Below are 22,538 nucleotides of genomic sequence, written 5' to 3'. Positions count from 1 at the left end.
CTAGTCAGACAGGGTTTCAGGTTGTATCCATACATCACTCAAACCCTCGAGATAGTCAACGAAACTGGCTCTTTGTAGGGCGGCCAGTGGCGCATCTGGGGCGTCGAGGCGCTGGCACACGGTGATGGCTTCGCGTGGGGTGAGGATGCCGCGTTCGAGAAGCTGCTTGACCTGCGTGAGCTGGTGATGAGCCGTCAGCTCGGCTGCCATGTTCATCGTTTACCGCCACGGGTGTTGAAACGGTGCTGGATGTAGCACGGGTGGCAGCAGTACTTGCGTTTCGTCTGGTTCGTGCGAGCCACAGTGACCTGTCGGTGGCAGTTCGCGCAGACCAGTTCTTCGGTGACCACTCTGCGGTGGGTGGCCCACCAGGCTCGTCGGCAGGAAGTGGAGCAGAACTTCGATCCTTGCCGGAGCTCGATTGGCTTGCAGCAGTGCAAGCACCACACTCCAACTGGGTCCGTGACCTGCTCAACGGCAGGGTCGACGGTGATGCCGTGTCGCAGACAATAGGTCTTGACGCTGTTGGCGTTGAGGTCCAGGTGCGCGGCGATACGAGAGTAGGCAACTCCTGCAGCGCGCATCATCTGGATGTGATGGCGATCAGTCTGGTTCAGAGCCATGAGCAGGCCCTCCTGGCAACGAGGCGAAAGGTGGTCGCCCATACGCCGGTTGCACCAGACGAAACCGGACAGCAGAAACAAAGCCTCCCTGCCGAGTTCGCACCCATGTCTGGGATCTGCGCCTCTATTCGGATAAGGCAGCTATTCTTTGCTCAATTCACAATCTGGAGCCATCGACGTGTGAACCGTGACCAGAGCAAGGGCGGGTGAAGATGACTGACGACGACGGTGAACTCCCGGTGTTTCTCGACGACCAGTCGTACTGAACCTGTTCAGAATGCGGCTCAGATTGTGTCCCTGACCCGTTTGTTGCAGGCGAAGGTGAAGGAATCCGTATCGCGTTCATCTGCCCGAGCTGTGGAGTGCAGTCCGTCATCGACCCGTTCGAAGACCTGCGGTAAACACCAGCTGCGCAAACGCAGAAAAGGGCCCCGCCACCACCTCGATGAAGGTGATGACGGGGCCAGAGAGTGTTCTCGTGTGGGTTAGCCGATGCCGAGCTTCTCGTTGACGCGCTTCTGCACGGCGGCGTAGTTGGCTCCGAGTCGGCGCTTGCGTTCCTCGCCGTTGCCGTAGTCTCCACGGATCACCGCATCAGCGAGGGCATCGATGTTGACGGAGGGCTTGGCGGGGCTTCGTCCGGCGAGCTTTTCGTTGACGCGTTTCTGCACGGCGGCGTAGTTGCCGCCGAGTCGGCGCTTGCGTTCCTCGCCGTTGCCGTAGTCTCCACGGATGACCGCATCAGCCAGAGCGTCGATGTTGGCGGAGGGCTTGGGTGCGGGCGGTGTGGGCTTTGCCGGTGGTGTCGGGGCGGGCTTGGTGCCGCTCATGCGGTCGTACCAGTACTGGGCGCGTGCCATGTAGGCCGCATGCTGGCTTCCTGCAAGGGAGGCCGGGCATTCGGTGGAAGAGAAATGCTTGTGGCCGAACACGTTCTTGCCCCACACGGGTCGTCCGAGCTTGTAGTAGTGGCAGATGGCCGCGACGAGGTGGGCACCGTTGTCGAGGCAGGCCTCGGAGATGCGCCAGGGCTTGGAGGAGATGTCGGCGTGTTCGATACCGATGGAGGTGGTGTTGGCATCCCAGTTGCCTGCATGCCAGGCGGTGTCGCGATCCCACACGAGTTGGCCGATGCGACCGTTGGAGTCGACCTGGTAATGGGCGGATGCTTGGCGGGTCTGCCACACGTCCCAGATGGACTTGATGGTGAGGTTGCCTGCGTTGTGGTGGATGATGACCTTGTTGATCTTCCGTCCGCTTCGTCCGGCGCTGTAGTGCTTGTTCATCAGCCGGTTTTCGTCGGCTTCGAGGGTGGCCCAGTTCTTCATCAGAGGTTCTCCTTTTCTGCTGAGGTGGTGGTTTGGTTGGGGTGGTGTTCGAGGTCGGGTTTGCCGGTCACGTCACGGGTGACCAGGTCCAGGGCGCGGCGGATGTGGGCTGGTACGGGCAGCCCGAGCCGGGTGGCGTTTTCGATCAGGGAGATGCCTTCGTTGGACAGGTAGAACACGACGGTGGCGGTGCGTAGTGCTCCGGGTGTTCCGATGACGTGCACGTCGAGCAGGTGGGCAAGTCCGATCAGGGTAAAGATGAGGATCTTGCGGGAGATGCCCCGGAATCCGATGGCTGAGGAGACGCGGCGTTCGGCGATCGCGGCGAGTACGCCGGTGATGTAGTCGAATACGATGAAGGCGATGAGCGCGTACACCAGGCCGTCGAGGCCTCCGAGGAACGCGCCGATGACGGCCCCGACCCCGGCCAGGCCGGTTTGGATCGTGGCCCAGATAGCTTTGAGCGACATAGAAAGTGGGTTCCTTCCCGTTTGTGGGCACACGACAAAGGCCCGCACCGAAGTGGTGTGGGCCTGTTGGGAGTGCGGTTTGGGGTTAGAGTTCCGGGCTGGTGAGGATGTCCAGGATCGGCTCGTACAGGTCGATCGTCCCGGTGTGTTCGGTGGGCGCGGCAGGCGGTTGATCAGTGGCCGGGGTGGCCGAGACAGTGTGGAGGGCTTTCGGGCCGCTGCCGATGACCTCGACGATCCCTTCCTCGTCGTCCTCACCGGTCACGGGTGTATCGATTGGGGTGCTCATGGGTGCTACTCACCCCCGGCGAGGGATTCGGTGATGGCGTCGTAGAGCGCGTCGTAGGCAGCTGCCGCGCTGCCGGAGAGTTCCATCTCCAGCGCGTCGAGGAAGCCGACGACGTCGTGGCCGTGATGTTCATAGGTGGGGCCTTCGACTTCGACGCGCTGGGCCAACAGCGCCTGGTGCTGGGTGTGGAACCCGGTGGCGTGATCCGGGTTGGCCAGGGTGAGGGTCCCGTCGGCATCGATGACGGGTTGACCGTCCTCATCGCACACAGCGTGGGCGCGCACGAGCTCGTATTCGTCTTCGGCGAAGCTGGCATAGGCCTGCTCGAGGAGCCGGATGAGTTTGCTGCGTGCCCGAGACGCGCTACCTGTCAACGGCATGTCATTAAGCAGCGCGATCGAGGGACGGATCTGGTGTGCCGGTAGGAGGAAACGCATGTGTGGTCCTTTCTGTTCGGTTAGCTCAACGTGGTCGACATGGACGACAGCCCGGTGTTGCTGAAGTAATTCCAGGTGATGTTGCCGTTTGCGCCACTGTTGATGTTTTTCACCCAGCCTTGGTTCAGCAGCGAGATCAGTGAGTTCATCCGTGACATGAGGTCTTTGACTCGGTTGAACACGCTGGTCATGTTGTAGAAGGTGTTGCCGCTGATCACGTACAGGTCGTTGGTGTGGAACACGACCTTGGATTTGCCGCTACTTCCTGCCCAGCCGGGGTAGGTGCCGACCCCGTTGAGGGTGCAGTCTTGCGGGATGATGATGCGGTTGCCTTGGGTGTAGAAGTCGTGTCCGTGGGTGCGTAGCGCGGCACCGAGGTGGATACCCGACTGGCCGTAGAACTTGCCCCTGGGGTCCAGGGTGAGCATGGTCGTGTAGGTGGTGCTCGTCGACGTCGTTTTGTACGACCAGCTGATGTAGTCGCCGGTGTATTCCAACGAGTTCGAGATACCACGGATGTCCGCTGCACCGGCTTTCGATTGCTGCCCGGTCCACCCGATGAAGCGAGAGCCGTAGTAGAACCGCATCCCCGACGAGGTGATGGTCCCTTCCAGCGTGGACCCGTTGTACCAGGCGATCTGCGTGGGGCTGATGCGGATGGAGTTCGTCCACCCCGCCAGCCCCACCTGGATGGCGTTGGTTGCGAGCTTGTCCGCCGTAATCGACCGCGCCCCGATACGCGAAGCACTAAGCACACCGGTGGTGATCTTGCCCGCGTCGAGCGCACCGATCTTCGCCGAGGTTATCGCTGCATCCGCGATCATTCCGGTTTGGATGAACCCGGTGGCGATCCTGAGCTTGTCGCTGGTGATCGACCCGGCCGCGATCCGGGCAGCCGACAGGGTGCCGGTGGTGATCTTCGAGGCCGACAACGAACCGATCTTCGCGTCGGTGATCGCCGCGTTAGCGATCATCGCCGTCTTAATAAACCCATCAGCGATCGTGAGTTTGTCACTGGTGATCGACCCGGCCGCGATCCGTGCAGCCGCGAGCGTGCCGGTGGTGATCTTCGACGCTGACAGGTTGGCGATTTTCGCGTCGGTGATCGCGGCGTTTGCGATCATGGCCGATGTGATGAACCCGTTGGCGATGGTGAGTTTGTCACTGGTGACGGCCCCTGCCTTGATGGTGGCAGCGGTAATCGCACCGGCGGCGATCTTGTCGGTCGTGATCGCCCCATCCTCGATCAGGGTCGCCCCGCTCATGGCACGCACACGGATTCCGCCGATACGGATCACCGCGCTATGCTCAGTGCCGTTGGGGTGATTGAAGAAGGCAGCACCGAGCCGGATCTGTGTCGTGTCTTTGGCCATGGTGTAGCGGCACGAGAACCTCGTCCACGTGGTGGGAACGAGCTGGTTGGCGATCGCGTGTACGCCGCCACCGGTGGCGTGGTCGCCGTCGTTGACCACTTCTCCAGCGGTTCCTGCGTGTGCGCCCTTCTGGTTACGCAGATCCAGATAGAACCGCGAGTCTGGTTTATCTGCGTGCAGCCACACTTCCACGGCATACACGGCACCTGGGGTCACGGGCACGAGCCGACTCGCATCTGAGGTTAAGTGAACGGTGCCTTGTCCTGCGCTGGTTTCCAGGCATGCTTCGTAGCCCGGTGGCGGGTCAGTTGTGACCCGTTGCAGGCTGGCTGGCCACCACACGGGCTCGGGTGCGATATCGCCTCCCGGGATGATGTTGTCCGGGCTCGACACCAACAGTCTGTTGGTGGTGAGCTGCTTGAAGAACGCCGCATCACCGATGATCTTCTTGACCGCCGCTTCGTTCATCCGTGCGGTGCCGGTGACCAGCAGTGCGTTGACATCAACTGAGGCGATCACCTCGTGGCGGAGCTGGGTTGCCAGCCACGTGGTGCCATCCCACGACCATTGACCGATGATCACTCCACCAGAGCGCCGCCACCACGTATCCCCAACCCGTTTGCCCGACCCGGACGGGCTGGCCGTGGACAGGGTGATGGTGTTTTTCCCGTTCGCCGAGTTCTGGATCTCGGTGGTGATTTCTGCTCGGGCTGCGGCCAGTGCCGCGTTAAGGGCTGCTTTCGCATCAGCGAGAGCCTTGTTCGCTTTGGCTGCCGCGTCCTGGCTGGCTGCAGCGATGGCTTGGGCTTTCGCGGCATCAGCTTTCGTGGACGCATCACTGGCAGCAGCTTTGAGCGCGTCGGCTTTGGCCTGGTCGGCTTTCGCTTTCGCGTCCGCTTTCGCTGCCGTAATCGCTGCCTGCTGCGCCTGATCTGCCAGTTGGCGCACCTGGGCGTCGGAGGGTTTGGTTTCGGCAAGACTGTAGGCCGCATCGGCGCGTTGTTGTGCCGTGGTCGCTGCACTGGATGCTTGGGTGGCGCGGGTTGCCGCATCGCGGGCGGTCTTATCTGTCACGGCCACCCACGCAGTTCCGTTCCACCGTTTCGGGGTGTTCGCCCCACTGGTGGTGTCGATCCACAAGGTGGTGGCTTTCTGGAACTGTTGCGCTGGCGCGCCAGTTTGGATGAGCACATCTGCTTTGCCGTCCGCGATGCCTGCCGCGCGGGCGGCCCGGGTTGAGGCCTGCTGAGCCTGGTTGGCAGCGGCGGCAGCAGCGTTGTGTGCTTCTTGCGCATCAGCCGCGAGATCACCGACCTGCTGGTCGATACCGTCAAGGCGCGCATCCAGGGTGACGAGTTCACGAGCAGCCTGGGAGGCGATCTGATGGGTGGTCGCCAACTGGGAATCCAGTCCCGCTACCGCTGTGACAGCCTGGTCGAGTTCATCTTCGGCCTGGCCGAGCCGCTCATCAATACCGGCGGCGGCTTGTTGCACCTGCTGCGCGGTGGCTTCGGCCTGGCTGGCTGCCTCGCGTGCATGGCCGATCTCGGCTTCGGCTTCGGTGAGGCGAGCACCGACAGCGGCAGCGGCGGCTTGGGCCTCTTCTGCAGCGGTTTTCGCTGCCTCCACCTCAGCGCGAGCCTCAGCAAGCTCAGCACTGACCTGGGCATGGTTGAGGTCCGTGGCAAGGGCGACCCACCCGGGCTCGCCGGTGTCGGTGAGCTGGTAGATCCAGATCTCGATGCTCTCGCCATTGTCCTTGAACCACGTGTCCCCAAGGCGGGCGGCAGCGGGCTGTTTCGGCCCGTAATGGTTGGTGGATTTCCCGTCCGCTGATGCCAGCGCTACGCCAGCGAGATCAGCAGCCATCTGGGCGGCCGTCTGCGCGGTGGTGATGGTGCGGGTGATCGAGGTGAACTTCCCTGCAACCGACCCCAACTCCACCGAGACATACGCCTGCCGGAGCGGGTCGTATTCGTAGCCGACAACCCGTGCAGAAAGGGACACGCCCAGGTCGGCGTGCTGGACGGTCACCGTGTCGCCCAGCAGGACGGTCTCCAGCTCAGCGAGGTCGGCGTACTCGCTCGTCGAGGCGAGATCAACGAACGAGACGGTGTAGCTCGCGGCAGGCGTATCGACGTGGTTGGTGGCGTACTCGGCCTTGGCGGCTTGACGAAGCAGCGCGTGCGCCTGCGGCAGGGGCACCTCGTCCTCACGGGGGTTCTCCGCGTCGGCGATCGCTTTGATGTCCGGGTAGCGCATCACCTTGATATGCGGGATCGCGTAGTGATCCACGTGTGGCGAGTCGACGTAGAGCTCGGGCAGGGTGATCCCATCAAACCCGACCGGCACAATCCGGGTGACCACGCTCGTCAGATCGATGGTCGAGGTGTAGCCGGTGAGGTTCTTGCGATCCCGGATCACGACACCACGATCTGCGCCGCGTGTGGCGGCGTGGTGGATGTGCCAGTTATCGCGCGTGAGCTCTCCGGCCCACCGGGAGGCGAACGTGTTGTCCGAGCCCTGGTCCATGATCGCTGCGGCCAGGTTCATTCGCACCACACGCGCAGAGGCCCTGGTGGCCGTATCGGAGCTGGTCGCGGTAAACCGGTGCTTCGTGGTCGCAGCACCAAGGAGCTGGTCGAGGGCCGCCTTAGGAGTCTTGTTGACCACGAACGTGTCGGCGATAAAGTTGCCTGCCAGGTCGTAGAACAGGTGGAAGGCCGTGACCTCCAACAGCCTGTCCAGGCTCGTGGTGACCTCGTGGATACGAAACCCCTGCCGGATGGTGGTGCCAGGAACAGGGGCTGCGATAATCGCCTCGACTACAAGCTTCGAGGCCAGCGGCCCATCGGCTGGGTAGGTGACGGTCAGCTGGTAGGCCCCGCCGAGCTCCTCCACGACCCGGGCGTCGATGAGTTCAGGGTCGAGGACACCCTCGCCGGTGGCGGTGAACGTGGTGGCAGTCGAGGCATGCACGGTAAGCATCGGTGGGGTTCCTTTCACAGACGTTTTGCCCGCAGCCGAGAGCAAAACGGCTACGGGCGCATTGAGGAGCAAAGAAATGGGCCGGGTTAGGGGTTTCGCCAGTTCCCGGTGATCTCGACTCTGGAGACGCCACTACCGAGGGTGACCCGGTTAACCCCTGGGGTAAGCAGTGGGAACGTGCCGGTCAGAGCGTCGGTTTGCACCCGGCCCGCGACGTGTGCGACAAGCCGGGCCGAGTCCAGGGTGATCTGCCCTGCCGGTGACTGGACGCGGTAGGTAGTTCCGTTGATCGTCAGCGTCAACGCCCCGGTGCCCTTGATCGTGATGATCGGTGCCGCATCCACCAGACCGGGGTTGGTGATCTGTCCGGAGGCGGTGAGCGTGTGGGTGGTCAGCCCAGAATCGAGGTAGCTAAACGGCTCGCACACCAGGTGCGCCTCGAAAAAGCCCCACGAGGACATGTCCGCGCGCAGTGGGCTAATGGAGGCGTGTTTGACCTTGTGGAACGCCCCGGGCTGGTGGGACAGGTGAATGGTCGCCGCCCGCTCCAGCGCCAGTGCGGCCTTGTGGTAGGCGGCCAGGCCGCCTGTGATCGCCAGCGGCAACGTGATCGACGTGTCATGCCAGCCGCCCAGGCGGGTCAGCGTCCCGGCTCTGCCCGCCACCTCAATATCGTCGGTGACCCGCTCGGCGACCGGCAGGTCGACCGGGCCTGTGAGCCGCAGGCCCAGCGACGTCGAGGACACTGACTTGTCGAGAGTGAAACCGTGCATTAGACACCTCCTCCAGTGGCGAGCACCGTGTGGTGGGAGTTGATACGAGCCAGCTGGCGGTTGATGCCGGGGGCGAGTTTGCCCACCAGCGTGCCGTCGTTGAGCACGACCTTGATGTCCATGGCCTCCAGCAGTGCCCGGGCGGTCTGGTCGACGATGCCCGCCACCTCTCCTGCGCGCCCTGCCTCTTGGCCGACAGCGCTGTGGCTGGTGGTTGCAGGCGGTGGTTGCAGGTGGGTTGGGGCCAGATCGACCGGGTCCAGGCTGGTGGTGATGGGAACGTCGATACCGCTGGTGAGCTCACCCATGGCCGCCAGGGTGTCAGCGGCAACATCTTGAGCTGCGTCGATGGCGCGGTCGCCGGTGTCTTCGATACCTCCGGCCAGGCCTCGGGTGAGCATGTCACCGACCCACGCCATTTCCTTGGACGGCGAGTTGATGCCGAAGAAGCCGGTGATGCCGTCCCAAATGTCAGAACACCAGCTTGTAACCCTGTCCCAGAGCCAGCCTGCCAGCGACTGGATGCCGTTCCACAAGCCGCGCACCAGGTCCGCGCCAGCAGAGGCCATCTGGCCGACCCCTTGACCGACCGCGCCAACGATTCCGGTGATGATCTGCGGGATCGCCGCCACGATGGTCGAGATGATCTGCGGCAGGTTCGTGATCAACGCGGTCAGCAGCTCAACGCCTGCCATGACCAGTTGCGGGATCGCCCCACCGATCGCCGAGACGATCGCTGCGATGATCTGCGGCAGCGCGGCCACGATCGTGCTGATGATCTGCGGCAGCGCCCCAATGAGCGCGGTGAGCAGTTTGACGCCAGCCTCGATGAGCTGCGGCAGGGCCGACAGCAGCGTGGTGATGATGCCGGTGATGATCTGTGGCAGCACCGTCACGATCGCGGTGATGATCTCCGGGAGCGCGTCGACCAGGGAGGTCAACAACGCAATACCGGTCTCGATGATCTGCGGGATCGCCCCGACCAGGAACTCCACGATCGAGGTGATGATCTGCGGCAGTGCCTCAATGAGCACCGGGATCGCTTCCAGCAGACCCTGGGCGAGCCCGAGGATGAGCTGCAACGCCGCCTCTAGGATCATCGGCAGGCTATCGACCAGGCCTTGGACCAGGGCGACGATCATCTCCACGGCCGCCGGGATGAGCTCCGGGAGTGCCTCACCGATCCCGGTGACCAAGGTGGTGATGATCTGCAGGGCTGCTTCCAACAGTGACGGCAGCGCCTCGATGATCGCCTCCACTAGTGCGACGATGAGCATCACCGCTGTCTCGGCAACCGACGGCAACACCTCGATGATGCCTTCGAGCAGCGCGGTCAGGATCGACATGCCGGTCTCGACGACCATTGGCAGCTGCTCGGCGATGAACCCGAGTGCTTCTTGCAGGATCTCGCCGAGCTTGTCGATCAATGCCGGGGCTCCGCCTTGTTCGAAGGCTGCCGTGAGCTCATCGATCCATCCGTTGACCATCGGCATGACCGTGCCAGCCAGCGCGTCGGTCAGACCTTGGGCGAGCAGGCCTTTGAGGTTGTCGATGCCGTCGCGCATGGTCGACAGCTGGCCGGTGAAGGTTTTCGACTGGGCTTCCATCGCCCCGTGGAAACGGCCGCCTTCCTCGGTTGCCGAAGCGAACGCGTCAGCGACCATGTCCGCGCTGATCGCGCCCTTGGCCATCTCCTCTTTCAGCTCGCCGATGGACTTACCCGTCTTGCGGGAGATCTCCTCCAGCGGGTTGAACCCGGCGTTGATCATCTGGTTGAGGTCCTGGCCGGTCAGCTTGCCCGTCGAGGACATCTGGGCGAACGCCAAGGTCAGTGACTCCATCTTCTGCGCGTCACCTTGGGAGATGTCACCGATATGCATCAGGTGCTTCTTCGCATCCTCCAGGCTGATGCCGAAGGCCAGCAGGGTTTGCATGCTGCCTGCGAGATCGCCCATGCCGAACGGGGTCTTCGCGGCCTGGGTTTTCAGGTCGTTGACCAGCTGTTGGGCTTTGGCCTGATCGCCGAGCATCGTGGTGAAGCTGGTGGTGTACTGCTCCATGCGGGCGTTGTACTCCACCCCGTCCTTCAAAGCATCGGCCATACCCCGGCCGATACTCGCGATCGCCTTGCCGATGCCCTTGACACCAGCGACGATCGCCTCGGCGGCCAGGTTCGCTTTGAGCACGTCACCGAAGACGCGGGTCTTATCCCCGGTGTCGTCCATCTCGTCGCCGAGATCATCGACCGCGTCCTCCAAGCGTCCGGCGCCCTTGGCAGCGTCCTTCGCATCATCGCCTGCCCCGTCGGCCTCGTCCCCGAACTCGCCGAGCGCATCGTTGTTGGCCTTGAGCTCTTTTTCCAGCTCGTTGAGCTCGGCACCGGCGTTGTTGAGCTGGATCTGCCAGTTCTTCGTGCGCGAATCGTTCTCCCCGAACGACGCGGCCGAGTTCTCGAGTGCGGCCTTGAGTGTCTCGATCTTGGACTTTTGGTTCTCGATCTCTTTGGTCAGCACCTGGTTGCGGGAGGCCAGTGCCTGGGTGGACTTGTCGTTCTTGTCGAACTGGGAGGCCACCAGTTTCATCTCCGAGCCCAGCACCCGCATTTCACGGTTGATGTCGGTGATGGCCCGCTTGAACTCGCGTTCACCTTCCAGACCGATCTTGAGACCAAACGATGAGTCAGCCATGAGGATTCACCTGCCTGTCAGTGGGGTTAGATGCCGGTCGGGATGATGTCGTCGATGAACCACACCCGTGCTGGTTTCGCTCGTCCTGTCTCGATCCGCCAGCAGTCCACCAGGTCAAGGAGCTCACCAAAGACCATCAGGCCCACCTCGTCTTGTCTCAGGCCGAGGTGGGCTAAACCGATGTAGGTCAGGCGGGTGAACACTGCCCGGTCGGATTCGACTATCCGTCCGCTGCCGGGCTCGCTTTTGGGGCTGGCTCGGTGAGGATGTCGCGGCGGGTGCCTCGCTGCAGTGCCTCAGCGATCGCACCCCGGTAGTCGGCGATATCGGCAGGAACCGTCAGCAGCTCCACCTCGTCCTCCGTCAACTGCGGGCGCGGGTTGTCGCGGTGGGTGAGGTTGTGGATCTGCACTGACTGGTTGGCCAGCAGTGTGATCAGCCAGATCACCTCGGTCAGTGTCTGACCGAGGTCCTCGGAGGTCTCCAACGCGGTGCCGAGGTTGTCCAGCCCGCCGTAGCGCTCAGCAATCAGCCGGGTGGCCTTGGTGGTGAGCACCAGCTCGTACTCGCTCCCACCAATCGTCACGGTCGCACTGCGAGCGGTGTCACGCGATGGTGTGTCAGTCATGGGGGTGCTCCTTTACTTGCCGGGGCTGGTGGCGGCGGGCTCGTAGACGGACTGGTACCAGCCGGTGATGATCTCGGCCTTGACCTTGGGGTCGCCTTCGGTGGCTTCGGCTTTCCACGGGTGACGGCCCTTCGCGTCTGGCTTGTTGCGACGCAGGATGGTGCCCTCGATGCTCGGGGTGGAGAACGTGATCGAGTCGGCCTTGGTGGCAAGCGTGGTGCTTGGTAGGGCGAACTTGACGCGGTAGAGCCAGAAGTACTGGAAGGTGCCGTTGGAGCGTGCGGCACGGAACCCGATCGCTACCGGTGTGCCGCCGTCTTCCGAGGACGAGATGAGTACCCCGTTGGCATCCAGGGTTGCGCCGGTCAGTGCCGCTGCGGCTTCTGCTCCCAGGTCGTCCACGCCGAGGGTGAGCGTGCCGGATTTGAATTCCTTGACGATCTCGCTGGGCCCGTCGTCGGCATAGAGGATTGCCTCGGCGACTTCGACGGACAACTCCGCTGAGATCGCTTTGGCCAGTGGCTTCGGGCTGGCGTAGGTTTCCTCGCCGGTGGTGGGGTTTTCGGTGATCGTGGCGTAGTAGAGCTTGTCAAGACCAATCGTGGCCATGGGGATTGCGTCCTTTCGTTAAAACGGGTGGTGGCAGCTGGTATCGAAGCTGTAGTGGTGGTAGCCGGTGTCGTCCTCGAAGCCGATGTAGCGTCTGGCCGTGACCACCAGCCCCGCGTCGACGAGAGCACGGGTGAGCGTGTCCCGCCAGGTGAGGTAGTTACCTGCTGTGAACAGGGAGAGGCGGACTTCTTCGATTTCGACGTGTGGGGTGTTGTCGGCGAACACTTCCAGCGTGTCGGCGATCGGGGTGGCAACTAGATAGGTGTCCGGTGCGGGCGAGGCGCTAAACAGGCTCACCGCGATGGGCAGATCAAGCTGGTCAGCGATCGTGGTGAGGGTTTCCAGCAGCGGGATGGTCATGGTGTGATCCCGTCGAGTTTGGCTGCCAGCACGGTTTTCATCGCCTCCACCGCACCCCGCCTGGTCTGGGAGCGTGTCGGTGCCAGAAACGGGCGTGCGGGCTGGTTGCTCCTGCCGTGCTCTAACACGTTGGCGATGAGCGCGTTCGACCTGCCGTCGCGGCGGTTTTCAGCGAAACCGACTTTGACGTTGTGGGCACCTTTGCTGTTGACCTTCACGCTGGTAACACCCAGGGCTCCGATGAGCTGGCCGGTTGAGCGGGACGGCATCGTGGTCGCCCGCCCGATCGCGGATGCGAGGTTGGCTCTCATGCGTGGTTCGACCACGTTCGCGCCAGCGCTCAAGACTTCGTCGGCTGCAGTGTCCAGCAGGCGTGAGGTGGCCTCGAGTGCGTCGATGTACTTATTGGGCAGTCGGATCTGGACGCGCGCCATGATGGGCTCCTTCCGGTTGCAGACGGTGGGCAAGGATCTCGATGTAGCCGCCGATGGGCTCGACGGTGTCGATGACGTAGCGGCCATCGCAAGCGGCGATCTGCATGACCTCCGAGACGGTGAGCCCGGGGATGGTGCGGATGCGGAATAAGACGGTGGCCTGCGTGTAGGCGGCACGGTTGACCCACGCTGAGCTGGCGTGCCTCATCTCCCTGTAGGTGCGCACCGAGGCGACCACCTGCTCGGCGCTAGCGGTGAACCCCGCAGCGTCCCTGCGGGCTACGGGGGTGATGAGGTCGATGGTTTCTCGCATACTGCCGATACCAGCCATGGGTTAGACCTTCCATTCGCGCTCGAGGCGCAGCAGCGTGTTCACCGCGCCCCACATGGCTTTGGCGGCATCGGGTTTGTCGGACCAGAACCCTGCCGTGGACCCGTCACGCGACTCGTAGAAGTGACTGGCGAGCATCACGATCGCCTGCCGGGTCGAACCGGGCATCTCGTGGGCCTCGTAGTAGTCCTCGGGTAGGTGCTGGTAGGCGGTGGCATAGGAGGTGGCAGCGGCCACCAGGTGGGCGATGAGCTCGTCGTCGGCGTCGTGGGCGAGGATGAGGTTGGCTTTGACCTGGTCGATGAGCTGGTGGTTCATGGCTGCCACCTCCTATTCGTTGCGTGCGGGGAGTTTTAGGCTCCGGCCTTCTGGGTGAGGATCTTGACGGCCTCGGGCAGGACGAGCTTGCCGTCCAGGCGCTGGGAGGCGAGGAAACCGACCTGGCCGGAGGTGGCGAACAGTTCGTTCAGGCGCTTGAACGAGCGTCCCTGCCGGTCAGCGATCCAGTAGTAGGACAGGTCACCGAACGCCACGGTCTTCGCGCCCGCCTTGATCTCGGGTGCGAACGTGGAGGTGTGCACGGGCTTGCCCAGGATCATGTCCGGGGCACCAGCGGCCAGTGCTGGCTGCCACAGGTACTGGCCCTGGTTGTCCTTGAGCTTGCGCACGGTCTTGACGGTGGCGTCGTTCATCAGCCACACTGCCCGGGCCCGATACGGTGCGCGCAGGCTGTAGTGCAGGTCGATGAGCTCATCGGCGGTGATGTCTGCGGCCTTCGCGGTGGTCACATCCGAGATGCCACCACCGGTGGGATCGAAGATGCCGGTCGGCTTGCCCTTGCCGTCACCGACGAGGAAGGCCTCCTCTTCGGCGGCACCGATGCGGCGGGCGAACTCGGCGGCGAGGTAGGCCTCGACGTCGAAGACCGAATCGCCGAGCAGTTCCTCGCTGATCTTGAGGAACGTGCCGAGCTTGAACGCCGAGAGCGTGATCTGGGAGAAGGTCTCGTCGGATTCGGTGTAGGGCTTGCCCTCATCGAGCCACCCGGCGCTGCCGTGGGTGGATACGACCGGGATCTTGCGGTCCCCGCTGGTGGTCTGGATGACGTTGGCAAGGCCTCGCATGATGTTCTGGTCGGCCAGCGACTGCATGAGGGTGTGCTCGAACTCGTCCGGCACGAGGTAGCCGCCTTCGGAATCGACCCCCTCGGACAGGGCGTTGCGCACCTCCATTGGGGAGGCGTTCAGGCGCATCGCGTCCCAGAAGGCCCGCTTGTAGGACGCGGAAGCGCGACCCATCTTGGACGGTTCGCTCTCATCTCCGGTCTGGCCGGGCATCGAGAACAGCGGCGAATGGGTGGCCCGGGCAAGATCAGCGTCCAGACGCTGGGCGCGCTCAGCCCGGGCAATCTCGTTGGTGAGCTTGTCGATATCGGCTTCCATGCGGGCGTAGGTCTGGTCGTCCTCGGCGGACAGGCAGCCGGTGGTGGTGTCGCGGCGCTCGTCGAGGAAGGCCTTGGCCTTCTCCCAGGTGTCGGCGCGGCGGGTACGCAGATCAGAAATCGTCATCGTAGACATGGGTTCTCCTTCAGTGTTGGTGAGTGTGATTGATCAAGGCGGCATACAGGTCCACCACACGTCGCCCCACAGGTGGTGCAAGTGCTGGGACCGGTAGCTGGGTAGCTCGTGGCGTGTCGGTCAGGTGCGCGACAAGGCGCTGCTCGGCAGGTTTGCGGGCAAAACACACCCCGCTGGCGGTATCGGCCAGCGGGGCGGGGCTCTGTGACTTCGGCGGCCACGGTACCTTCGTGTCCGGCTCCTCATCATCGTCCTCATCCTCATCGGGGTCGGTGACCTTAGGGGCGTTGCCGGTGAGGTAGTCGTCGGCAAACCCCATCGCGATCGCGGCTCGTGCGTCCATCCAGGTCTCTTGATCCATCAGCCGTGCGAGCTTGGCCCGGCTCATCCCGGTTTTCAGCTCGTAGGCGTTGATGATGGACTCTTTGACCGCTGCGAGCATGTCGATGGCCCGGCCCAGCTCGTCGGCGTCACCGACGGCGAGGGTGGCCGGGTTGTGGATCATGAGCATCGACACCGGGCTCATCGACACGACCTCACCTGCCATCGCGATCACGCTGGCGGCGCTGGCTGCGATCCCGTCGATGCACACCTTCACGTGTCCGGGATAGTCGAGGAGCATGTTGTAGATCTGGGCTGCCGCGACGACGTCGCCTCCTGGGCTGTTGATCCACACCGTCACATCACCGGAACCTGCCGCCAGTTCGGAGGCGAACAGGGCCGGGGTGATGTCGTCGTCAAACCATGATTCCTCAGCGATCACCCCGTTGATACGCAAAACCCGGCTGGTATCACTACCTGCCGGGTTAGATGTGTCGGGAGCGGGTGGCTCCCAGTTCCAGAACCGTCTCACCGGCTCCTCCTTTCAACTCTGTGTTCAGTTGGTGGCCCGCCAGGAGGCAAACCGCCTTCTGACGGCTCCAACCCCGCTGGTTCCTCCTGCCTCGCGGTGGCGTAGGCCCCGGCCATGGACAGCGGCAGCATGTTGCCGTTGACCAGGTACACGTCGCCACCATCAGCAGGGTTGATGCGGTCGAGGTTTTCGAGGGCGCGGATGTCGTTGGCACTCATCCACCCGTTCTGGCGTGCTACCGCGTAGCCGTTCATGCGCGAGACGTAGTCGCCACGCAGCAGGCCCTCGAGGTTGAACTTCACGAACACGCTCGGCTTCTCGCGTGGGCTAAGCAGTGTCTTGGTCAGGGCTTGTTCCCAGCGGATGACCCACGGGTCGAGCGTGTATTTCACGAACTCCAAGGACTGCTGCTCAATGTTGGAGAAGCTCGATTTTTCGAGGTCGCCGACCATGTGCGGTGGGATGCGGAAGATCCGGGCGATCTCGTTGATCTGGAACTTCCTGGTCTCCAAGAACTGCGCCTGCTCCGGGCTAACGGAGATGGGCGTGTACTTCATGCCCTCTTCGAGTACCGCGACCTTGTTGGCGTTGCGGGCCCCACCGAAGGTTTGCTGCCAGGACTCGCGCACCCGAGACGGGTCTTTGATCGTGCCCGGATGCTCCAGCACCCCGCCAGGGGCGGCCCCGTTGGCGAAGAACGACGCCCCGTAGTCTTCGGTGGCCATGGCCATGCCGATCGCGTTTTTGGGTTAAGGGTCAAAAAGTGTGTCCGGAATCGCGGATTTTCACGGATTGACCTGTAGGTTTCCGGAAAGTATATGCTCCGGAAGCATATATCTAGCCCCCGACGGGAAATCCTCGGTGTGGCAGCCGTGATGTGCTATGCGCGGCGTGGTGTGGTGTCGCAATGTCGAAGAACCAACCACGCTGCCACTGCGGCGGTGAAATGAAACGCAACGGCACCACCAGCAAAGGCACCACCAGATGGCGCTGCAAACAATGCGGCGCCTCCAGCGTCAAACGTCGAAACGACATCACCAACGCGGCAGTGTTCACCCAGTTCATCGAGCATTGCACCACCGCAATATCACTCGACGACCTAGCCAAACGAAACGGTGTTAGCCGCGCCACCATGAAGCGGCGCTTCAAGTGGTGCTGGCTCGTTGATGTGCCTGACCCCACCGCCGGCCACCACAAGCGGATCTACGACCAGGTATTTCTCGATGGCACCTACACCGCCGGTGGCTGCCTGATCGTCGCGGCGACCATCGACCACGTGATCGCCTGGCACTGGTGCAAACACGAAACCACCCGCGACTACCAACTGCTGCTTGAACGCATCGAAGCCCCACTCATCGCCGTCATCGACGGCGGCCAAGGCGCATACAGCGCAATCAAAAAGTGCTGGCCGACTACGAAAATTCAACGCTGCCTCGTCCACGCCCAACGCGTGGTCCGCCGCTACACCACCACCAACCCACGCACCGATGCCGGGCGCACCATCTACCGACTTGCGCTGAAACTGACCCGGATCACCACACTGGATGAAGCCGCCGCGTGGGGTGTGCAACTGCACGAGTTTTCAACGATCTACCGGGAATGGATGAACGAGAAAACCATGATCAAAGACCCCAAAACAGGTGCATGGACCCGCGTGTGGACCCACCACAACGTGCGCAAGGCCTACAACAGCCTCAACCATCTTTGGCGGTCCGAGATGCTGTTTGTCTACCTCAACCCGCCAGCAGGAGTCCTTGCGCCCGAGCGGATCAAATCCACCACCAACAGCTTAGAAGGCGGCATCAACGCCCAGCTCAAACTGCTCGCCAGAACCCACCGCGGCAGATCAGGCGAACGACAACGCCGCATGCTGGATTGGTGGCTCTACTTAAAAACGGAACTGCCTGACGATCCAGTACGAATCGCCAGGCAGTCCGACTGGGGCCAGGGCCAACTCGCCAAAGTATCCACCCTGACCCAAACCGAGAACCAAGCCGACCACGAAACAGGACGCCCAGCCCTCTACGACAACGCTATCGACACCGACTACACCCACTCAATCGGCATTCAAAAAGGCCAAATCTAACCCCCGCGACACGCCGAGCCAGACACACATTTTGACCCTTAACCCGCGTTTTTCGCCATCGCAATCGGGCTATAGCCCACCAGCCCATCAAACCCGAGCCCGGGGATGTGCAGCACGTCAGCAGGTGAAAGCCGGATGCGTGACCACTCACCGGCGGGTTCGTCGCTGGTGGTTTGGTACTCGTAGTAGAGCCTGCCTGCATCGTCCCTGCCTACGCTCATCCGGTTGGGCATGAGCGGATACAGGCCGATGACCTCATCGAGGCCGTTGCGGATGACCTGTGCGTAGGCGTTGCCCCACAGTAGCAGATGCGTCATGAGGGCCTCTCGGAAGACGAAGCTGGTCATCTCCGGGTTGGGCTCATCGTGCAGCAGCCGGTAGAGCGTGTGGTCGGTGGCTTTGACCTTCGACCCGTCTTTCTCGGTGCGGTAGACGTGCAGGGGCAGGCCCGCGATTGCTTCTGCCAGGATCCGCACGCACGAATACACCGCAGTCATCTGCATCGCTGAGCGTTCGGTGACCGTGCGTCCGGAGCTGGTGGGACCGAACAGGAAGCTGTAGCTCGAAGACAGCTGGTGGTTCGACACCTGCCGGGCATTGGTGCCGCGTAGCCAGTCGAAAAGTCCCACAGGGGCCTCCTTTTGCGTTGTCGTGAGCGTTAGAGGACGAGCAACCCGCGCGAGTCGTACACCGACGCGCCCGTCTGAGCGCTGCCGCCTCGGATCGCGCGGTCAAGGGCCATGATGGTGGCGACGACCCCGTCGATCTTCTCGGTGGACTTCTGCTTGTCGGGTTTGATGTTTCCTGCCGGGTCGGTGCGTACGTGGATGTTGTCGACCATCCAGGCCAGCACCGGGTGCCCTCCGTGAGCCAAGCGTCCTTCAAGTGCGAGCTTCATCAGCTCCTTGCTCGGTGGGCTCATGTCTTTGAAGCCCTGCCCGAACGGCACGACGGTGAAACCGGCATCGTCGAGGTTTTGGCTCATCTGGACTGCGCCCCACCGGTCGAAGGCGATCTCGCGGATATCGAACCTCTCGCCGAGCTGCTCGATGAGGTGCTCGATGTGGGCGTAGTGGACCACGTTGCCCTCCGTGGTCTCCAGAAAGCCTTGGGCGTGCCACAGGTCGTAGGGCACGTGATCACGCGCCACCCTCAGCGAAAGGTTGTCCTCCGGTATCCAGAACCACGGGGCGATCCGGTACTGCTCGTCATCCCCGTAGGGCGGGAAGACGAGCACGAACGCGGTGATATCCGTCGTGGAGGCCAAGTCCAGCCCGCCGTAGCAGGGCCTGCCCTCCAGCTCGTCTAGGTCTACCGGGTCCGCGCAGGCGTCCCAGATGTGCATGGGCATCCACCGCACGGACTGTTTCACCCACTGGTTAAGCCGCAGCTGGCGAAACGAGTTCTCCTCGGCGGGGTTTTGGCGCGCCGAGTTGCACGCGGCGCGTACCTTATCCACCGGCACCGTGACCCCAAGCGAGGGGTTGGCCTTGTGCCAGACCTTTTCATCCGTCCAGTCATCGTCCAGGTCTGCGCCGTAGATCACCGGGTAGAAGGTGGGGTCGTGTTTCTTGCCCGCCAGAATGTCGCGTGCTTTTTGGTGCTGCTCGTAGCAGATGCTGTGGGTGTCGGTGCCTGCGGTGGTGATGAGGAAGTACAGCGGCTGGGTGCGCGCATCACCCGAGCCCTTGGTCATCACGTCGAACAGGGCCCGGTTGGGTTGGGTGTGCAGCTCGTCGAAGACGACACCGGAGATGTTGAACCCGTGCTTGGAGTACGCCTCAGCCGAGAGCACCTGGTAGAAGCTGTTGGTCGGCTTGTAGATGATCCGCTTCTGACTGCTGAGGATTTTCACCCGCTTCGATAGGGCTGGTGATTGGCGGATCATGTCGGCGGCGACCTCGAAGACGATGCTGGCTTGCTGTCGGTCTGCCGCGCACCCGTAGACCTCGGCGGCTTGCTCACCGTCCCCGCAGGTCAGCAGCAGCGCGATCGCGGCGGCCAGCTCGGACTTGCCCTGCTTCTTGGGGATTTCCACATAGGCGGTGGTGAACTGGCGGTAGCCGTCGGGCTTGATGGTGCCGAACAGGTCGCGCACGATCTGTTCCTGCCAGCCCAAGAGCTTAAACGGTTGTCCTGCCCAGCGGCCTTTGGTGTGGCGCAGCGCCTGAATGAACGCCACGGCGAAGTCGGCTTTGCGTTGGTTGTAGGTGGAGCCGTCTGCCATGAACCGGGTTGGTTGATACGTGCTCGTCATCGTGGCGGCAGCTCCTTCCTCGGGGCATAAGAAAAGCCCCAACCGTGTGGGGCGAAACAGTTCGTGCAGGGCCCGGCCCGTCTGCGTGGTCGGGGCGGCAGGCGGGTTAGCAGTAGGTGGCGCGGAAGTCGGCGACCACCTGGCCGGTGTCGAAGCCGCCGTAGCGCCAATCGGACAGGCCGCGCTGCCTGGCCAGGGCGATGATCTGGTCGGCTTTGGTGTAGTGCCAGCCGATGCGGCTGAGCGTGTGGACCGGGATCTTCTCGGCCCCGACCTCCTCGGCGAGCTCGTCGAGGACGCTGAAGGGGATCTCGGCGGCGGCCTGAATGTCACCGTGGGCCACCGCGTCGGCGGGAATCTCCAGGTGGTTGGTGACCAGCTCTCTGGTGGCGTCCATCGGGTGTCCTCCTTGGCCTTGGTGGGGTGTGGGTTAGATCTGGGTCAGGGCCCAGGCGATGGCGTGCCCGGCGTCTGCGAAAAGGTGGTCGGCCTCGGCGATGAGCTCCAGGGCGCATTCGCTGCGGCCGCGTGCGTTCGGGCCGAAGCCGTCGATCGGAGCTTCGGTGAGGCGGTAGACATGGGCGCTGTTGCCGTAGCCGTCTTTCTTGGTCCAGGTCGCGAAAGAAGCCAGCGTGTAGTCGCCGTGGGCGAGGATCGCCCCGTAGGAGTCGACGCGCATCTGCAGGGCTTCGGTGGTGAGCTTCTCGGTGGTGTTCATGGCTGTTGTCCTTTCCTGAGGGGCTGTTCTTTTGTCATGTACATACAGCCATAGGTGCGGGCGCTTATCCAGTCGTATTTGCCCAGATCAGGCACTATTTTTTGGGATCTACAGCACTTAAGAAAACCGTGGAGAAACAAGGCTTGTGACGAGAGGAAACCCCGCTCGTGGCAGGGTTTGCGGGTGCCAAAAGGTCAGGCGTTGCGGGTGATGCTGTAGTTCACCAGGTCGCGGGCGTTCAGGGGTGCCAGTTCGCTGACCATGGCAATGGCGCGTCGGTAGCCGTCGGTGACCTTCTCGATCTCTTCCGGGTCGAGGGAGCCGTATGAGGTGGTTTGGATCGTCCACTGGCCGGTCTGCCAATCCCGGTACAAGGGCGGGGTGTACGGCAGGCGGGCTGCGGGGCGGATCTCGATCGCGAGGTCGTCTGTGGTGTCGATGGTGACGATGGTGTAGCCGAGCCGGTTCGCGTCCTTGACCAGGTGCTGGGTGGTGTCCTCTTCGATGCTCATCTGTGGCTGGGGGTTCATGGCTGTGTCCTTCCCTGAGGTGGTGTGCTTTCGGTATGTACATACAGCCATACGTTGTGCCGCATATCCAGTCACTATTTGCCCTGATGAGCCGCTATTTTTCGGGCTTTTCAGTGGGTAGGGTTTCCCAGGAGTCCTCGCCCGGGATGAGCCCCAGGTTCGATCCGGTGTCCCAGTCGACGTGGACGGTGCCGAGGTCGTCGACGAACGCCACGGTGCCAAGCACACCGGGGCGCAGCGTCGTGTACGGGTCGCTGGTGGCGATCAGGCGCACCCGCTGGCCAGGAGTCATGGTCAATCCTCCTTCCTGCTCGTCGGGGTGCGCCAGGCGGCGTCCCCTTCCAGGCCTGCCAGCAGGATGCGGCGTGCCTGCTTGTATTCGGGGCCGATGAAGCCCAGGGAAAGCAGGAAGCAGCGCATCGTGTACTTGTCATTGCCCGGTGCTGGCGGCGTGGAGCGGATCCGGGTTGCCTCCTGGGCGCGCTGGCAGAGCCTGGCCACAAGCGGGATCACCGCCTCGCGTGCCGTCTCCGGCGTAATCGACTCACACCACGGGAACGAGACGGTCTCGTCATCGTTGAACTCGATGGGTGTGGCCGGGATGCCCAGGGCCTTGGCGATCAGTGGCCCTTTGGCTGCCAGGAGCGCTTCGAGGTTGGCGCGAGTGCGCTCACTCCACCCGGTGGTGGGCATCGTGACCGTCAACGCCACCTCGCCCGGGTCGGCGGTTTCAAAGCCCGCCTTGTGGGCGGCCTCGAGCACGGCCTGCGCCTCGATGCCATCTGGCAGGTAGAGGGTCCAGTCCCGATCCAGCGTGGCGTCTGCGATCTGGTAGGCAAACGAGGGCGTGCCCAGATAGGTGGCCTCGGTGCCAAGGTGATCGGCGAGAAGCTGGGCGAGCTTTTTCCTGCCCGTTTTGTGCGGGGTGAAGGCGAGGATGCTCATGCCACGACCTCCTGCTCGAACCAGGCGGCCACCATGGTGAGGAAACGCTTCGGGTCGTGCTCGATCACGCGCACCACCAGCTGGTAGCCGCGTGCTGTGGCAACCCGCAGGGTTTCCTCGGGGTCGTAGACGTTGACTCCGGCTGCGATGAGCTCGCTGATTTCGATGTGTAATTCACTCATGACCAGTCCTTTTCGCTCGGTTCCCCCAGGTCTAGGGGTGCTTGGTCATGTACATAC

General features: G+C 63.0%; 28 protein-coding genes. 1 reads left to right on the top strand and 27 read right to left on the bottom strand.

The window, feature by feature from the left end; translation table 11 throughout:
* From CJEIK_RS06755 to CJEIK_RS06665, 19 genes are all read right to left on the bottom strand, one after another.
* A complete protein-coding gene (locus tag CJEIK_RS06755) occupies positions 1–216 on the bottom strand; it encodes a hypothetical protein (protein WP_005295626.1) in 216 nt (71 codons plus the stop codon).
* A complete protein-coding gene (locus CJEIK_RS06750) occupies positions 213–623 on the bottom strand; it encodes a hypothetical protein (protein WP_034965040.1) in 411 nt (136 codons plus the stop codon). Before CJEIK_RS06750 ends, CJEIK_RS06755 begins: the two co-directional genes overlap by 4 nt.
* Positions 624–1,108: 485 nt before the next feature.
* On the bottom strand, positions 1,109–1,951 hold the full coding sequence (locus CJEIK_RS06745) for an N-acetylmuramoyl-L-alanine amidase (protein ID WP_005295621.1): 843 nt from the start codon (positions 1,949–1,951) through the stop codon (positions 1,109–1,111).
* A complete protein-coding gene (locus tag CJEIK_RS06740) occupies positions 1,951–2,421 on the bottom strand; it encodes a phage holin family protein (RefSeq protein ID WP_005295618.1) in 471 nt (156 codons plus the stop codon). The genes CJEIK_RS06745 and CJEIK_RS06740 overlap by 1 nt, the downstream gene beginning before the upstream one ends.
* Positions 2,422–2,506: 85 nt before the next feature.
* Positions 2,507–2,710, bottom strand: a complete 204-nt coding sequence (locus CJEIK_RS06735) for a hypothetical protein (RefSeq protein ID WP_005295616.1) — start codon at positions 2,708–2,710, stop codon at positions 2,507–2,509.
* Positions 2,711–2,715: 5 nt separating this feature from the next.
* Complete coding sequence (locus CJEIK_RS06730; protein ID WP_005295614.1) at positions 2,716–3,147, bottom strand: DUF1617 family protein; 432 nt, start codon at positions 3,145–3,147, stop codon at positions 2,716–2,718.
* A 20-nt stretch (positions 3,148–3,167) separates the two neighbouring features.
* Complete coding sequence (locus CJEIK_RS06725; protein WP_005295612.1) at positions 3,168–7,508, bottom strand: phage tail spike protein; 4,341 nt, start codon at positions 7,506–7,508, stop codon at positions 3,168–3,170.
* Between the two features lie 86 nt (positions 7,509–7,594).
* Positions 7,595–8,281, bottom strand: coding sequence for a hypothetical protein (locus tag CJEIK_RS06720; protein ID WP_005295609.1), 687 nt, complete (start codon positions 8,279–8,281; stop codon positions 7,595–7,597).
* Entirely contained in the window at positions 8,281–10,968 is a 2,688-nt protein-coding gene (locus CJEIK_RS06715; RefSeq protein WP_005295608.1) for a phage tail protein, read from the bottom strand. The genes CJEIK_RS06720 and CJEIK_RS06715 overlap by 1 nt, the downstream gene beginning before the upstream one ends.
* A 26-nt stretch (positions 10,969–10,994) precedes the next feature.
* Complete coding sequence (locus CJEIK_RS06710) at positions 10,995–11,171, bottom strand: hypothetical protein (RefSeq protein WP_005295604.1); 177 nt, start codon at positions 11,169–11,171, stop codon at positions 10,995–10,997.
* A gap of 17 nt (positions 11,172–11,188) precedes the next feature.
* Positions 11,189–11,596 carry a hypothetical protein gene (locus CJEIK_RS06705; protein WP_005295598.1) on the bottom strand — a complete coding sequence of 136 codons (408 nt, stop codon included), beginning with the start codon at positions 11,594–11,596 and terminating at the stop codon, positions 11,189–11,191.
* Between the two features lie 12 nt (positions 11,597–11,608).
* Positions 11,609–12,205 (bottom strand): major tail protein, encoded by a 597-nt coding sequence (locus CJEIK_RS06700; protein WP_005295596.1) that lies wholly within the window; start codon positions 12,203–12,205, stop codon positions 11,609–11,611.
* An 18-nt stretch (positions 12,206–12,223) separates the two neighbouring features.
* Positions 12,224–12,568 (bottom strand): hypothetical protein, encoded by a 345-nt coding sequence (locus CJEIK_RS06695; RefSeq protein WP_005295589.1) that lies wholly within the window; start codon positions 12,566–12,568, stop codon positions 12,224–12,226.
* Entirely contained in the window at positions 12,565–13,002 is a 438-nt protein-coding gene (locus CJEIK_RS06690) for an HK97-gp10 family putative phage morphogenesis protein (RefSeq protein WP_005295586.1), read from the bottom strand. The genes CJEIK_RS06695 and CJEIK_RS06690 overlap by 4 nt, the downstream gene beginning before the upstream one ends.
* Positions 12,971–13,333, bottom strand: coding sequence for a phage head completion protein (locus tag CJEIK_RS06685; RefSeq protein ID WP_005295585.1), 363 nt, complete (start codon positions 13,331–13,333; stop codon positions 12,971–12,973). The genes CJEIK_RS06690 and CJEIK_RS06685 overlap by 32 nt, the downstream gene beginning before the upstream one ends.
* A 3-nt stretch (positions 13,334–13,336) precedes the next feature.
* Complete coding sequence (locus tag CJEIK_RS06680; RefSeq protein WP_005295583.1) at positions 13,337–13,651, bottom strand: head-tail connector protein; 315 nt, start codon at positions 13,649–13,651, stop codon at positions 13,337–13,339.
* A 35-nt stretch (positions 13,652–13,686) separates the two neighbouring features.
* Positions 13,687–14,910 (bottom strand): phage major capsid protein, encoded by a 1,224-nt coding sequence (locus CJEIK_RS06675; protein ID WP_005295581.1) that lies wholly within the window; start codon positions 14,908–14,910, stop codon positions 13,687–13,689.
* 10 nt (positions 14,911–14,920) lie between these two features.
* Positions 14,921–15,688 carry a head maturation protease, ClpP-related gene (locus tag CJEIK_RS06670; protein ID WP_005295578.1) on the bottom strand — a complete coding sequence of 256 codons (768 nt, stop codon included), beginning with the start codon at positions 15,686–15,688 and terminating at the stop codon, positions 14,921–14,923.
* 71 nt (positions 15,689–15,759) lie between these two features.
* Positions 15,760–16,500, bottom strand: coding sequence for a phage portal protein (locus tag CJEIK_RS06665; RefSeq protein ID WP_256639906.1), 741 nt, complete (start codon positions 16,498–16,500; stop codon positions 15,760–15,762).
* Between the two features lie 170 nt (positions 16,501–16,670).
* On the opposite strand from CJEIK_RS06665, the gene CJEIK_RS06660 reads away from it, so the two are divergent.
* Entirely contained in the window at positions 16,671–17,849 is a 1,179-nt protein-coding gene (locus CJEIK_RS06660) for an IS256-like element IS1249 family transposase (RefSeq protein WP_005323424.1), read from the top strand.
* A gap of 38 nt (positions 17,850–17,887) precedes the next feature.
* On the opposite strand, the gene CJEIK_RS06655 is transcribed toward CJEIK_RS06660, so the two are convergent.
* From CJEIK_RS06655 to CJEIK_RS06620, 8 genes are all read right to left on the bottom strand, one after another.
* Entirely contained in the window at positions 17,888–18,478 is a 591-nt protein-coding gene (locus CJEIK_RS06655; RefSeq protein ID WP_249024831.1) for a phage portal protein, read from the bottom strand.
* Between the two features lie 29 nt (positions 18,479–18,507).
* Complete coding sequence (locus CJEIK_RS06650) at positions 18,508–20,106, bottom strand: terminase large subunit (RefSeq protein WP_005295571.1); 1,599 nt, start codon at positions 20,104–20,106, stop codon at positions 18,508–18,510.
* A gap of 106 nt (positions 20,107–20,212) precedes the next feature.
* Positions 20,213–20,503 (bottom strand): hypothetical protein, encoded by a 291-nt coding sequence (locus CJEIK_RS06645; RefSeq protein ID WP_005295569.1) that lies wholly within the window; start codon positions 20,501–20,503, stop codon positions 20,213–20,215.
* 33 nt (positions 20,504–20,536) lie between these two features.
* Positions 20,537–20,824 carry an Nmad4 family putative nucleotide modification protein gene (locus CJEIK_RS06640; RefSeq protein WP_005295567.1) on the bottom strand — a complete coding sequence of 96 codons (288 nt, stop codon included), beginning with the start codon at positions 20,822–20,824 and terminating at the stop codon, positions 20,537–20,539.
* A gap of 194 nt (positions 20,825–21,018) precedes the next feature.
* On the bottom strand, positions 21,019–21,354 hold the full coding sequence (locus tag CJEIK_RS06635) for a hypothetical protein (protein ID WP_005295566.1): 336 nt from the start codon (positions 21,352–21,354) through the stop codon (positions 21,019–21,021).
* A 94-nt stretch (positions 21,355–21,448) separates the two neighbouring features.
* Entirely contained in the window at positions 21,449–21,646 is a 198-nt protein-coding gene (locus CJEIK_RS06630) for a DUF4314 domain-containing protein (RefSeq protein WP_005295562.1), read from the bottom strand.
* Between the two features lie 2 nt (positions 21,647–21,648).
* Positions 21,649–22,299 (bottom strand): hypothetical protein, encoded by a 651-nt coding sequence (locus tag CJEIK_RS06625; RefSeq protein ID WP_005295561.1) that lies wholly within the window; start codon positions 22,297–22,299, stop codon positions 21,649–21,651.
* On the bottom strand, positions 22,296–22,481 hold the full coding sequence (locus CJEIK_RS06620) for a hypothetical protein (RefSeq protein ID WP_005295559.1): 186 nt from the start codon (positions 22,479–22,481) through the stop codon (positions 22,296–22,298). The genes CJEIK_RS06625 and CJEIK_RS06620 overlap by 4 nt, the downstream gene beginning before the upstream one ends.
* Positions 22,482–22,538: the final 57 nt, after the last annotated feature.

The organism is Corynebacterium jeikeium (assembly GCF_028609885.1).
Taxonomy (GTDB): domain Bacteria; phylum Actinomycetota; class Actinomycetes; order Mycobacteriales; family Mycobacteriaceae; genus Corynebacterium; species Corynebacterium jeikeium.
Note: the sequence above shows the minus strand (reverse complement) of the source record. Positions and strands in the feature narration are given on the sequence as shown.